The following is a 13,190-nucleotide window of genomic DNA, read 5'->3' on the forward strand; positions in this document are numbered from 1 at the left end:
AATTGATATGGAAAAAAGTGAACAATTTATGTCTGCTCAGTGCTATAACCGGTCATCGGTTAAAGCACAGGAAAGTTTCAAATAACAAACTAAAGCAGACATTTAAGTCCCCATTCAAAAAGATGTTTGTGCGATTTAAATCTATCAAACACCCACTCGGATATTATTGAGCCTTCTCAGTAATATCCTCTATGGAAAATAATTTAGTGTTCAAGTGCTTTCTAACTAACTTTTTATATAGTAGATTGCGTCAATTAATAGAGCTCGCGTGTTACTGTGACTTCTACATGTTGGTGTGCTGAAAGTTTTTTAATCCATGCATCATGCATAGATGATGTTGGTTATTTAGCTGGATTTGGGAATAAATCGCTTCATGCAAGGTCGCATGGAGAATCATTTATGTTATTGCGCTTAAGTAAATTGCGTGGAAATAGCTTATTTATGCTGAATGAGCCATAGGCAGCACTTTCACCACTATGTCAACTGGCTCCTCTTGCTGCAATTCATGAGTTTGTTAATGATGAGTCGCAGTTCATCGTTGCTACGCATTCGCAAATGCTTCTTGCATATCCGAATACTAAGACTTTAAAATTTAATGAATCTGGTACATTAGAAATATACATGAAGAAACCGAGCACTACATAGTGACAGGAGGTTTCTTCAATAATTATCCTCGTAGAAGAGAGCAGTTGTTGAGTGATGATTACTTCGCCTAACAAGTGTGTTAAACACGTTCGCTGCGCTCACTGGATTGCCGCGCAATTGCGCGGCAGCCGTTTTCACTGGCGTTAGGGGTAGGACCAATTGACAATAGAAACACCACACTTTCTGGTTGGCGGCGGTGAAATGGGTGCGCGATTGCGGGCCTTTGCCTGGGAACAGACGCCCCTTGGTCCATCGGCAGCCTGGCCGTCGTCACTGAAGACGTTGGTGGGGATCATGTTGGCGTCAAACCAACCGATGTTTGTAGCGTGGGGTGCCACGCGCACTCTTATCTATAATGACTACTACGCTGAAATCCTCGGAAACAAGCATCCAGATGCGCTTGGCCGGGATTTCTTAGAAGTCTGGTACGAGATCCGGGAGCAACTTCAGCCGATAGTATCTTCTGCTCTGAGAGGCGAGCCAGTGCAGATGCAGGACATCCCATTGATGGTGCAACGGCACGGCTATCCGGAACAGACTCATTTTTCCTTCTTCTATTCTCCAGTGCGAGGGGAAGCTCTGGAAGTCGAAGGATTGTTCTGCGCGTGTACGGAGATTACCGCCCAGGTGCTGACCGAGCAGCGGTTGGCCGAAAGCGAGGCACGGCATCGCGGGGTGCTGACTAACATGGACGAGGCATTCCTGCTGCTGGGACCTGATTTCCGTGTACTGGAAGCCAATGATGCCGCTTCGCGCCTGATTAAAACGCCGGGTGATATGATCGGCGAGGACTTCGGGAGCCTGTTCTCGGAAGGCGGGCAGGCCTCAGTCTACTCAATGTGCCAACGCGTCAGTGTCAGTGGTACACCGGAGCGGCACGATTATTCCCACGTTTCAGCCGAACAGGGATTGTGCTGGTATGAAGCGCGCGCCTATATGGTCGACGCCGGTCTGGCCGTATTTGTACGCGATATCACCGAGCATAAGAAAATGGCTGCAGATGCTGCGGATGCGGCCGAACGAGTGCAACTCGCGTTGGACGCGGGCGCCATCGTTGGGACCTGGGTCTGGACGATACCGGACAATCGCTTTATTGCAGACGCCCGCTTCGCCGCCAGCTTCGGACTCAACGAGGCGTTGTGTAAGTCGGGCCTCCCACTGGAACTCGTTATGGAATCCATTTATACAGATGATCGCGACCGAGTCTCGGCGGCGATCGAGGAAGTGATGGGACGGGGGGGCGCATACAGGTGCGAATATAGGGTCTGGCACAGGGATGGTACCCTCCGCTGGGTCGAAGCCAACGGCAGAGTAGAGCTAGACCCCGATGGTAAGGCGGTCCGTTTCCCGGGAGTGCTGCTAGACATTGAAGACCGGCGACGCATGGAAGCCGAACGCGACCAAGCCGGCATGCTGCTGCGTATGTTTACCGATGCGGTACCCGGGGTGGTTTATGCAAAGGACCGTGCCGGCCGATTCATGGTTGCCAACCGCGGAGTGGCGGAACTGCTGGGACTGCCCCCAGAGGAGTTCCTCGGTCGCACGGATGAAGACGTACTCGCAGACAGCGTTCAGAGCGCGGCGATTATGGCCACTGACCGCCGCATCATGGATTCCGGCGTGGGCGAGCAAGTCGAGGAAGAGGTTATGCTATCCGATGGGACCCCGGCCATCTGGCTATCGAACAAGGCACCGTGGCGTGATGAAGACGGGAACATTCTGGGTTTGATCGGTTCGTCCGTCGATATTACGGATCGCAAACGCATGGAAAACGCATTGCGCGTGTCTGAACAGCGCTTTGCACTGGCCATGGACGTGGCCCAATTCGGTACCTGGGTCTGGGACGTGCAAACCGGCGACGTCCGTATGGATCCGCGATGTAGGCAGATTGTTGGTGCTGCACCTGATGATGCGGTCGTAACCTTGGACGTCCTGGCCCAGCGCATCCATTCCGAGGACTGGCCGCGGGTTGAGGCTGCCCTCCAACGTGCGCTTCGACCCGGTTCCGGTGGCAGCTATACCGAAGAGTTCCGATGGATCCACGCCGATGGTCAAGTGGTGTGGACGATGTCGCGCGGACAGGTATTGTTTGAAGGAGACGCGCCGGACGCCAGACCATTGTCGATGATCGGAACGGTGCTCGATATCACAGAACGTCGGCGGATGGTTGAGAGTCTTGAGCAGGCGGATCGCCGCAAGGACGAGTTCCTCGCCATGCTCGCACACGAGCTGCGCAACCCTCTCGCGCCCATCGGGACTGCAGCTAGTTTGCTTAAGATAGCACCTGTGGATAATGAAGCGCAGGTGCGGGAGATTGGGGGAGTCATCACGCGCCAGGTCGCGCATATGACCGAGCTTGTGGACGACCTTCTGGACGTTTCGAGGGTCACGCGGGGCCTAGTGGAATTTGCCCGTGAGCCAGTGGACATACGTGCGGTATTGGATGCTGCAGTAGAGCAGGCCCAGCCCTTGATCGCTGCGCGCGGGCATGCCCTGACGACGCAATTCCCGGATACGGCGCTGGTTATCGGCGACCGCCACCGGCTGGTTCAGGTGGTGGCGAATCTGCTCAACAACGCTGCCAAGTACACGCCAGCTAACGGTCGGTTGCAAATGTCGGTACAGGTCCAAAATGGAAAGGTGCAGCTGCGTGTCACTGACAACGGCATTGGTATGGACGAAGCATTGTTGCCAACGGTGTTCGACCTGTTCGCGCAGGGTAAACGCGCCCCAGATCGCTCCCAAGGGGGCCTGGGAATCGGCTTGGCTCTAGTGCGCAGTATTGTGGAGCAGCATGGAGGTAGTGTTGCGGCCACAAGCCCTGGACTCAATCTGGGCAGCACCTTCACGATTACGTTGCCATTGGCGGCAACTGATGAGGTGCTAGTGCCAGCGCCATCTGTCACCACTGGTGCGAGTACAGCGTTGAAAATCCTTGTGGTCGACGACAACCAGGATGCGGCGGAGTTGCTCGCTATCCTGCTGGATGCACTGGGCCATGACGCGGAAATCGCCGACAATGGTACTCGCGCTCTGGCCATCGTGCGGGCCGAACCACGTTGGGACGTGTTCATCTTGGACATTGGCCTCCCCGACATGACAGGGTATGAACTCGCGCGGCAACTCAAGACGGCTGCGGATTGTTCAACCTATATCGCGCTGACAGGCTATGACCAGTCCAGCGATCGCCAGAAGTCAAGGGCCGCGGGGTTTGATCACCACCTGGCTAAGCCCGCTGACTTCGACCAATTGCAGCAAATCCTGAATGGAATTGACTCCGTAAAACGTAAAAAAGGTAAATAGATACTAATGACTAGATGTTAGAAGCTAATAAAGCGCCAAAGCCCATTAAAAAAATCTTAGGCTGAACTTGACTGGTCATACCCTGTATCTGCTTCATCAAACCTTGTACCCACCTCGTCATTCCGGCGGCCTTTTAGCCGGAATTGGTTTTATTTAGTCGCTAATGGCTCCCTGCTAAAAGCATGCAGGGGTGACCAACAGCATCAAGTCTACGGTCTTTATTTAGAGTCGTGGTTTCTGACGTTTTCAATGAAAAAATGCTGACTTTGCAATGTAATAAGAATAGGTAAAGATTAAAAAATTAACCCGTCAGTCAGTTATCTCGATTTTTCCAAGACCGAATTTAACATGCGGACTGACTAATACACTGTTATACAACATTAGCGAGTATTTAAAACAGGCATTGAAAGTTTTCTCTACAGGCTATTGATGGACCCTGTACTCGGCTTTTTGTCAACTTGTTCTATTTGGTTATTTAAGTATTCGGACATTGGATTTACTCTTTGCTTCACCCTACCATTAATTTTTTATCTGCTTTGTGCCATTTACTGAAGCTAATCTGTTCGTGACTGGATGGCCGCTGTGTACTGTGAATTAAATTGGTATAGGCTTATTTATCGCCAAATACTACTCCAAAGAAACGTCATTTCCGAAGCATCGGGAACCACTTTGACTGTTATCCTATACTCAAAAAAGTGGATTACTAAGTTTTACGACAACATTTGCGGAGGTCCCGGATAATGCTTCGCATTTCTGGGATGACGGCATTATTTCTTTGAAAACTTCAACGACCGCTACTCTATTCGGTGAATGACGGCAACTCATTCAAAGCCGCCAAACACTTATTCTGTCTTATCCTTAAACTCACACAAATCTTCAATAATGCATGAGCCACAGCGTGGTTGTCGGGCGATGCAGGTGTAACGTCCGTGCAGAATTAACCCGGGATGCACATCGACTTTAAATTCGGTAGGGACTAATTTCAGCAGTTATAGTTGAACTTGCTCGACATTTTTTCCCATGGCTAATTTCGTGCGGTTGCTCACGCGGAAAATGTGAGTATCCACGGCTATTGTCGGCCAGCCGAAGGATAATTAAAGTAGATTTTTGTGTGACCTTAGTCCAATCAAGTATAAAACACAAAAGAAATCAAATTATGCCACGTAAAGCATTGTAGTGGCCTTTATGCGAGGTAATTGTAAAACGTTTGCCGTCCAGACTATCTCACTGCAGTCCCGTGTTTGACGGTAGAGAAAATTTTGAACCGTCTTGGTATTTTTCAAGTGTTTGGTCAATAGCCAATTGAAAGGATTGGACCAGCATAGGATTAATGTCTCTACTCAAGGCGAAATAATAATGCTTTGGCGGAAAGCGGAAAACAACTTCAAATAAAGAAGGATTTAATCCGGCTGACTTTAACGTTTCACTCCAAGCAACCTCTCCAAAAACCCATACATCAATCCGTCCAGCAGTTAACATGGCCCCCATACTTGTGGAATCAGGTAACAATACGATATTGTCCGATGGAACTTTTATTTCGTGAAGTATTTCTTCCCCTACATCACCTCTAACCGCACCGGTGATATAACTTTTTAATTTAGCGGAGTCAGTGATTTTAATTTGACGAGCTTTAAGGGCGATCACTACGTCGCTTTCAGAAGCGAATGGGCCTACCCATTGAAATTTATCTTCTCGCTCAGGGGTTCGAATCGTACTGAATAAAACGGTATTGGGTCCTCGTAAGGCGTTTTTAAAAGCTCTTGCCCAAGGTTGAACCAAAATCTCGTCTCTTTGAACAGGGCTACCCAAGTCTGCCGATGCACTTAACAATACCTCAACGGCAAACCCTTCCAGTTGACCATTTCGAACATAATTAAACGACGCATTATTTTCAGTTATGTAAGTGAGTTCGTTGAGTTCTAATGAGAAAGCAGCAACATTCATTGACGATGTCACTACAATAGCTGCACATTCTAAAAGTAGTAACCTAAAAAACAATGGCTGCATCTTACACCTTCCGAAAAAAGAAAACTGATGGTGTCTAAGCCAGAATATTATTCTGATTTAGGCAAAATATGTGCTGATTTAATGTCACTGAAATAATAACTTTTTAAACTAACTCTTAGCGCCCTCGTCCGTTTTTTTTCAGTAACTTGGTTTAGAAGTATTTATTCAAGTCTAACATTTTTTATTCAGTTTTCCAGGTGATGGAGCTGTAGAGGGACTCTTAGATTCGCTATTCAGTTTTATCCTTAAACTCACACAAGTCCTCAATAATGCAGGACCCGCAGCGTGGTTTTCGGGCGATGCAGGTGTAACGTCCGTGCAAAATTAACCAGTGATGCACATCGACTTTAAATTCGGCTGGGACTACTTTTAACAGTTTTTGTTCAACCTGATCAACGTTTTTTCCCATGGCCAGCTTAGTGCGGTTAGATACACGAAAAATATGCGTATCTACAGCAATGGTCGGCCAGCCGAAAGCTGTATTTAAAACCACATTTGCGGTTTTACGCCCGACACCAGGCAGGGCTTCCAATGCTTCTCTTGATTCGGGAACTTCTCCATTGTGTTTATCCATCAGAATTTGACACATCTTGTACACGTTTTGCGCCTTGGAATTATAAAGGCCAATCGTTTTAATGTAACCTCGCAAACCTTCCAGGCCTAAATCCACAATCGCTTGTGGTGTATTGGCGACTGGAAAGAGTCTATCAGTGGCCTTATTCACGCCCACATCAGTAGCCTGGGCTGAAAGTGTCACCGCTACCAAAAGTTCAAACGGGCTGGAAAAGTTTAATTCTGTAGTGGGGTGGGGGTTAGCATCGCGTAATCGCGTTAATATTTCTTTTCGTTTGGAATTATTCATATTGGATCGAATATCGTTTAAATTTCAGTGGTTACTCTGGCCCGGGTAATTGTCTTTTCGGTTTGAGGCTTACGCGCGGCTAGATGAGCGTCCACTGCGTTTTTGCAGGCAATGAGTAGCCCCATCCCTAAAAACGCTCCGGGCGGTAAAATAGCAAGCAGGAAGGGAGAGTCAGTGGCAAATAAGGTGACTTGCCAGTTATTGGCGACTTCACCGAACAACCGATCGGCCCCGGTAAACAGTGTGCCGTTCCCTAGCACCTCTCTAAAGCCTCCTAGTACCACTAATACAACGGTAAACCCCGTACCCATCACAAGGCCATCATAGGCCGCAGGCAAAATTGAATTCTTAGAGGCAAAGGCTTCTGCGCGACCTATGATGGCACAGTTAGTCACAATTAAGGGAATAAAAATACCGAGCGTTAAATACAGTTCATAAGTGAAGGCGTTCATCAGCAGTTGTACAATGGTGACAAATGAAGCGATGATCATCACGAAGATGGGGATACGAATTTCGTTTCTTACCACATTTCGAATGAGTGATACGGTAATGTTTGACCCCATTAATACCAACATGGTCGCAAGGCCCAGCCCCAAACCATTTATAAAGGTCGCGGTAACCGCCAGTAATGGGCATAGACCCAGTAACTGAACCAGTGCTGGGTTATTTTTCCACAAACCTTGCAAGGTGAGATCCTGATAACTAGGCATGGGAATTACTCAACCTCCACTTTGCAATCGTTAGGTTGCTCAAACAGCACGTGTTGATTATTTTGTACGAATATCAACGTATTTTTAACAGCGTTGACGACCGCGCGGGGAGTGATGGTAGCCCCCGTAAATTGATCAAAACGGCCGCCGTCTTTTTTAACTGCCCAGTTCAGAGGGAGAGGGTCAGAAAGCGATTTACCATTAAAAGTTAGAATCCAGTCACTGATGGCAAGCTCAATTTTATCGCCGAGCCCAGGCGTTTCTTTATGCTCGACGGTTCTGACGCCCAATACATTCAGATTAACATCAATGCCCACCACAAGATGAATATTGCCACTGTATCCATCGGGTGCGGTAGTCTCGATTGCAAGCGCACTGGGTTGGTCACCAAGCCGAGCGCGGTAAATAATATGAGGTTCATTAGAGCCCAGATTATCAGCCTGTACCAAGGTGCAATCGTTGTAAAAGGAATTGTCGTAATACTGTTCTGGCACAACTTCTGTCAATACACTCAGAAGGCGTTTTTTTTGTTGCTCTGAAATACGCGAAGCGGTGGTGGCAAAAGTAATGCTAATTAATGCTGTGGTGACAATGGCAAACAACGCTAACATGCCGCCATTTTTATAAAGCGTGGAAAACATTATCGTGGGTTCCTCGCTTTTTTTGCCATATGACCATAAGTGCGTGGACGGGTATAGTAATCGATAAGGGGAACAGCCATATTCATAATGATAACCGCAAAGGCTACGGCATCCGGATAACCCCCAAATGTGCGAATAATGATCACCCACATCCCGATGAATGCGCCGAACACTATCCTGCCTTTGTCGGTTGTAGAGGCCGTCACAGGATCCGTGGCGATAAAAAATGCACCAAATATCAAGCTGCCATTAAGTATGTGAAATAACGGCGAGGCAAATGAATCGGAATCTGCGAGGAAAAAAATCAGTGACAATATGGCGGCAGAAGCCAACGTGGCAGTGGGTATATGCCAATTAATTACCTTTGTTTTCACAAGAACAAGGCCGCCGGCTAAGTACGCTAAACTGACCCATGCCCAGCCCGCTCCGGCGCTTGTTGCTATATTGCTCGAAAAAATAGGCTGATTAAGCGCTTCAGGATAGGTTAAATTCTGTGATAATGCGGTCTTTACTGTATCTAATGGGGTCGCCATGGTGACGCCGTCCACCGCCACCCTTAATTGATCCATACTATGCCCAGAGACGGTGAAGTCTGACATGATGATGGATAATGTGTCCCAAAAATCTGGTTGGATGCTGGTTAATGAAGAAGGCGGCAGCCAAAGTGTCATGGCTGCAGGAAATGAGATAAGTAACATGACATAGCCTGCCATAGCAGGGTTAAACAGGTTGAAACCTAATCCACCATATAGCTGCTTTACGATAGCAATGGCGAAGAAAGTGCCTACTACCGTCATCCACCATGGCAAAAGTGGGGGAATACTTACGGCTAAAAGCAGCGCAGTAAGAATTGCACTAAAGTCGTTTAACGCAAACGTTACCCGTTTACCGCGCATGTACACAATCATTGCTTCGGTCACAATGGCCGTCAGTACGGCTATCATTGCTTGAATCAATACACCAAATCCAAACAAAATCACTTGTGCAATTATACCAGGGACCATTGCCAGTATGACTAAGCGCATCACTTGACTTGTGTCGCGTTTGACCCGCTGATGAGGAGAGCTGGACAGGGTTAACTTCATCTATTCTGTCTCACTATTATTTTTTTGTGCTATTTTTTTCGCTTTCGCTTTGGCAACTGCTGCAGCGATACGTTTACGCTTTTCGTCGTCTTCACTCAAACTGGCTTGCTCACTATCTGAAGATGGCTCATTAGCGCTAAATGATGTGTCAGCAGGTAATGAGGCTTCTTCACTATGCTTATCTTCGTTGATTTGGACCACTGCAGCTGCAGTTCTGACTGTACGTTCATCTTCTGCTGAGTCATTGCCATTGTCACTAGCGTCAGCCTGAGCAGCTTCTTTCTTCACTTTGGCGCGTGCAACGGCCGCAGCGATTTTGGCTTTACGTTCATCTTCTGCTGAGATATTGCCAGTGTCACTAGCGTCAGTCTGCGCAGCTTCTTTCTTCGCTTTAGCGCGTGCAACGGCCGCAGCGATTTTGGCTTTACGTTCATCTTCTGCTGAGTCATTGCCAGTGTCACTAGCGTCAGCCTGAGCAGCTTCTTTCTTCGCTTTGGCGCGTGCAACGGCCGCAGCGATTTTGGCTTTACGTTCATCTTCTGCTGACTCATTGCCAGTGTCACTAGCGTCAGCCTGAGCAGCTTCTTTCTTCGCTTTAGCGCGTGCAACGGCCGCAGCGATTTTGGCTTTACGTTCATCTTCTGCTGAGACATTGTCAGTGTCACTAGCGTCAGTCAGAGCAGCTTCTTTCTTTGCTTTGGCCCTGGCGATTGCCGCTGCTACTTGCGTCTTTTTATTGATCTCGGCTGACGTCGCTGAATCTGAGGGCGTCGACTGTTGCGCTGCCTTTTTGGCTTTCGCTCGTGCTAAGGCCGCTGCCACTTTGTCCTTAGCTGCGTTGGACTCTACTGGCTCGGAAGTTTTTTGGTTTGCCGCCGCTTCTCTCGCTGCTTTGGCTTTTTGATGCCGTTCTTCTCGCTCTTGCTTTTCTCTAATCAACCGCGCATTACGTGCTTCAAATCTTTCTTTGGCTTTTTCTGCACGACTTTTCTCTTCTTTTTCGAGCCGGATTTCAGCTTTTGCCTGACGATAATAGTGTACCAACGGAATTTCACTAGGACACACATACGCGCATGCGCCACACTCAATACAGTCGAACAGGTTGTAAGACTGTGCTTTGTCGAGCTCCTTGGCTTTTGCGTGCCAGAAAATCTGTTGCGGTAATAACGAAGCAGGGCAGGCGTCGGCACAAGCACCACAGCGAATGCAAGCTCTTTCCTGTTCACCAAAGTTCACTTCGCCCTTAGCAGGAGCAAGCAAGCAATTCGATATCTTAACAATGGGCACCGCCATACTGCTGAGGGTAAACCCCATCATCGGCCCTCCCATGACAATCTGCGGCGCCGACTGTTCTTTTACCTGATAATCTGCATTCGCCAGCAAGTGTTTAACGGGCGTCCCTAACCTGGCCCAATAATTACCCGGTTGTTTCACCGCTCTTCCTGAAACTGTGACAACTCGCTCAATAAGGGGTTTGCCTTCATAGATAGCGCTGGCTACGGCAAAACAGGTGCCTACATTAAACATCAGTACACCTATATCAGCGGGTAAACCATGTCGGGGCACCTCGCGCTGGGTTAGCATTTGAATGAGCTGCTTTTCGCCACCAGCGGGGTACTTGGTCTCTACCGCTACAACCAGATAACCAGGTTTATCCTGACAGGCTATCTGCATCGCTTTGATAGCTTCCGGTTTATTATCTTCTATGGCAATGACCACGGCCATGGGCGTGATTAAATGCTGAAGAACATCAATGCCTTGGCGAATTTGCCAAGCATGTTCCTGCATTAACCTGTCGTCGGAGGTGATATAAGGTTCACATTCCGCACCATTAATGATGAGGAATTCAATTTTTTTGTTATTACCAGTTTTGATATGCGTAGGAAATCCAGCCCCCCCCATTCCCGCGATACCTGCATCACAGATTGCCTCCACCACCGTTTGCTGAGGCAACGATTGAAAGTGGGGGAGGGGAGTGAGTGTGGTCCACTCATCCTGTCCATCAGGTTCAATAATGATACAGGGTTCGCTTAGGCCGCTGGGATGCGCTACAACGTGGGGGGTTATTCGCTTAACGGTTCCTGATGTGGAGGCATGGACAGGTACCGCGAAGGGGTGGCTGCTTTTTGTTAACGCCTGCCCTTTTTTAACATAGTCACCTTCCGCCACGCAAATGCTACCTTCTGTACCGATATGCTGGCGCAGAGGCAGAATAATCGTTTCGGGTAAGGGCAGGGTTTGGATCTTAGTGGTGTTAGATAACGATTTTTCATCTGGCGGGTGAACGCCTCCCGTAAAGGAGTGACATCGCCCCTCTTTTAGCTCTGCAATGATTTCGTCAGTACTTCGTATCATTGTCATCACGACACCATTTTAATCGGAATATCTCCTTTCGGAGATTGTTTAAAATTCCACTTCCACGAATTTGTGGTGGGCTTGACGGGAATCATATCAATACAGTCTACCGGACAGGGTTCAACACACAGATCGCACCCCGTGCATTCGTCTGTAATGACGGTATGCATTTGCTTGGAGGCACCCAAGATCGCATCTACCGGGCAGGCTTGTATGCATTTAGTACAACCGATACATTCGTCTTCGCGTATGAAGGCCACTTTTTTTACTTCGTCTTTTTGCGCATCGGTATGTAGTGGTTTAGGTTCTACACCCATTAAGTCAGCGAGCTTTTTCATGGTAGCCTCGCCACCAGGAGGGCATTTGTTCACATCGTCGCCGTTAGCGATGGCTTCTGCATAGGGACGGCAACCAGGATAACCACACTGCCCACATTGCGTTTGCGGCAATAATTCGTCTAACTGCTGTACCAGCGGATCGCTTTGTACTTTAAAGCGAATACTGGCATAACCTAAAATCAAGCCAAATATAAGGGCGAGTGCGCCAATGGCGATTAACGCAATATAAACCGACATCAAAATTTCACCAATCCACTAAATCCCATAAAGGCCATAGACATGAGTCCTGCCGTAATCATCGCTATAGATGCCCCTTTAAATGGCAATGGTACGTCAGCAGCAGCTAAACGTTCACGCATCGCCGCAAATAAAATAAGCACCAGTGAAAAACCTAGGGCTGCACCTAACCCATAAATGAGACTTTCTATCAGGTTATGTTGTTCCGTTAAATTCAGCAACGCCACGCCAAGCACAGCACAGTTTGTGGTGATGAGTGGCAGAAAAATACCGAGCAGGCGATACAGAGTAGGGCTGGTTTTGTGAACCACCATTTCGGTAAATTGAACTACAACAGCGATAACCAAAATAAATGCAAGGGTGCGAAGATAGCTTATTCCCAACGGGCCAAGTAAATAAGTTTCAACAAGATAACTGCTGACGGAAGCCAGGGTGAGAACAAACGTGGTTGCCATGGACATGCCGATAGCAGTCTCCAGTTTTCCAGACACACCCATAAAAGGGCATAAGCCAAGAAACTTTACCAACACGAAGTTGTTAACCAATACTGTGCCCACGAGTAGCAGTAAAAAATCTGACATGTATTTCAATGAACCTGGTGCGTTATAACCCACATAAGAGCGTGAATGCAGTCACTAAAAATAGAGTGCAATAGCAGCATTCAAACTTATCGACATAGTAAGAAAGTAAAATGCAATATTTAATGCCGCGCATTATCGCTTTTTATGAAAAAATTAACAACTTACTGGGTACAAGCAGATCATGAACGAATGGTTAATTTTAAAGATATGATAAAGGGAAAAGATGAATCTAGTTGGAAGCGGTTGGCTCCCCCTCCCCGACTCGAACGGGGGACCTGCGGATTAACAGTCCGTCGCTCTAACCAACTGAGCTAAGGGGGAATCGACCATTTTAGTACGCTGAAAAGTTGGCTCCCCCTCCCCGACTCGAACGGGGGACCTGCGGATTAACAGTCCGTCGCTCTAACCAACTGAGCTAAGGGGGAC

At 48.1% G+C, this 13,190-nt stretch carries 9 protein-coding genes, 2 tRNA genes and 1 pseudogene; 1 reads left to right on the forward strand and 11 read right to left on the reverse strand.

Annotated features, from left to right (window positions below; all coding sequences use genetic code 11):
• The first annotated feature begins 804 nt into the window (after positions 1 to 804).
• Positions 805 to 3,948, forward strand: coding sequence for a PAS domain-containing protein (locus tag OPS25_RS04435; RefSeq protein WP_265616445.1), 3,144 nt, complete (start codon positions 805 to 807; stop codon positions 3,946 to 3,948).
• 842 nt (positions 3,949 to 4,790) lie between these two features.
• On the opposite strand, the pseudogene OPS25_RS04440 reads toward OPS25_RS04435, so the two are convergent.
• The 11 genes and pseudogenes from OPS25_RS04440 to OPS25_RS04490 all read right to left on the reverse strand — a co-directional run.
• Positions 4,791 to 5,039, reverse strand: a pseudogene (locus OPS25_RS04440) (endonuclease III); the annotation flags it as partial.
• A 133-nt stretch (positions 5,040 to 5,172) separates the two neighbouring features.
• The gene (locus OPS25_RS04445) at positions 5,173 to 5,955 is read right to left on the reverse strand and encodes a substrate-binding periplasmic protein (protein ID WP_265616446.1); all 783 of its coding nucleotides are present in this window, start codon (positions 5,953 to 5,955) and stop codon (positions 5,173 to 5,175) included.
• 229 nt (positions 5,956 to 6,184) lie between these two features.
• Positions 6,185 to 6,817 carry an endonuclease III gene (gene nth, locus OPS25_RS04450; protein WP_265616447.1) on the reverse strand — a complete coding sequence of 211 codons (633 nt, stop codon included), beginning with the start codon at positions 6,815 to 6,817 and terminating at the stop codon, positions 6,185 to 6,187.
• A gap of 17 nt (positions 6,818 to 6,834) precedes the next feature.
• Positions 6,835 to 7,527, reverse strand: a complete 693-nt coding sequence (locus OPS25_RS04455; RefSeq protein ID WP_265616448.1) for an electron transport complex subunit E — start codon at positions 7,525 to 7,527, stop codon at positions 6,835 to 6,837.
• A gap of 5 nt (positions 7,528 to 7,532) precedes the next feature.
• Positions 7,533 to 8,168, reverse strand: a complete 636-nt coding sequence (gene rsxG, locus OPS25_RS04460) for an electron transport complex subunit RsxG (RefSeq protein WP_265616449.1) — start codon at positions 8,166 to 8,168, stop codon at positions 7,533 to 7,535.
• Positions 8,168 to 9,253, reverse strand: coding sequence for an electron transport complex subunit RsxD (rsxD, locus tag OPS25_RS04465; RefSeq protein ID WP_265616450.1), 1,086 nt, complete (start codon positions 9,251 to 9,253; stop codon positions 8,168 to 8,170). Before rsxD ends, rsxG begins: the two co-directional genes overlap by 1 nt.
• Complete coding sequence (gene rsxC, locus OPS25_RS04470) at positions 9,254 to 11,608, reverse strand: electron transport complex subunit RsxC (protein ID WP_265616662.1); 2,355 nt, start codon at positions 11,606 to 11,608, stop codon at positions 9,254 to 9,256.
• 5 nt (positions 11,609 to 11,613) lie between these two features.
• Positions 11,614 to 12,183: an electron transport complex subunit RsxB gene (rsxB, locus tag OPS25_RS04475; RefSeq protein WP_265616451.1), complete on the reverse strand. Its 570-nt coding sequence runs from the start codon at positions 12,181 to 12,183 to the stop codon at positions 11,614 to 11,616.
• On the reverse strand, positions 12,183 to 12,764 hold the full coding sequence (gene rsxA, locus OPS25_RS04480) for an electron transport complex subunit RsxA (RefSeq protein WP_265616452.1): 582 nt from the start codon (positions 12,762 to 12,764) through the stop codon (positions 12,183 to 12,185). The genes rsxB and rsxA overlap by 1 nt, the downstream gene beginning before the upstream one ends.
• Before the next feature lie 244 nt (positions 12,765 to 13,008).
• Positions 13,009 to 13,085: transfer RNA gene (locus OPS25_RS04485), tRNA-Asn, on the reverse strand.
• A 27-nt stretch (positions 13,086 to 13,112) separates the two neighbouring features.
• A tRNA-Asn gene (locus OPS25_RS04490) sits at positions 13,113 to 13,189 on the reverse strand.
• Between the last annotated feature and the right edge of the window lies 1 nt (position 13,190).

Source organism: Alteromonas aquimaris, from assembly GCF_026183695.1.
In the GTDB taxonomy this organism is placed as follows: domain Bacteria; phylum Pseudomonadota; class Gammaproteobacteria; order Enterobacterales; family Alteromonadaceae; genus Alteromonas; species Alteromonas aquimaris.

What these genes read in the sequence shown, in the direction of transcription:
- OPS25_RS04445 (WP_265616446.1), bottom strand. Translation starts at nt 5,955, where the DNA reads ATGCAGCCATTGTTTTTTAGGTTACTACTTTTAGAATGTGCAGCTATT.
- nth (WP_265616447.1), bottom strand. Translation starts at nt 6,817, where the DNA reads ATGAATAATTCCAAACGAAAAGAAATATTAACGCGATTACGCGATGCT.
- OPS25_RS04455 (WP_265616448.1), bottom strand. Translation starts at nt 7,527, where the DNA reads ATGCCTAGTTATCAGGATCTCACCTTGCAAGGTTTGTGGAAAAATAAC.
- rsxG (WP_265616449.1), bottom strand. Translation starts at nt 8,168, where the DNA reads ATGTTTTCCACGCTTTATAAAAATGGCGGCATGTTAGCGTTGTTTGCC.
- rsxD (WP_265616450.1), bottom strand. Translation starts at nt 9,253, where the DNA reads ATGAAGTTAACCCTGTCCAGCTCTCCTCATCAGCGGGTCAAACGCGAC.
- rsxC (WP_265616662.1), bottom strand. Translation starts at nt 11,608, where the DNA reads ATGATACGAAGTACTGACGAAATCATTGCAGAGCTAAAAGAGGGGCGA.
- rsxB (WP_265616451.1), bottom strand. Translation starts at nt 12,183, where the DNA reads ATGTCGGTTTATATTGCGTTAATCGCCATTGGCGCACTCGCCCTTATA.
- rsxA (WP_265616452.1), bottom strand. Translation starts at nt 12,764, where the DNA reads ATGTCAGATTTTTTACTGCTACTCGTGGGCACAGTATTGGTTAACAAC.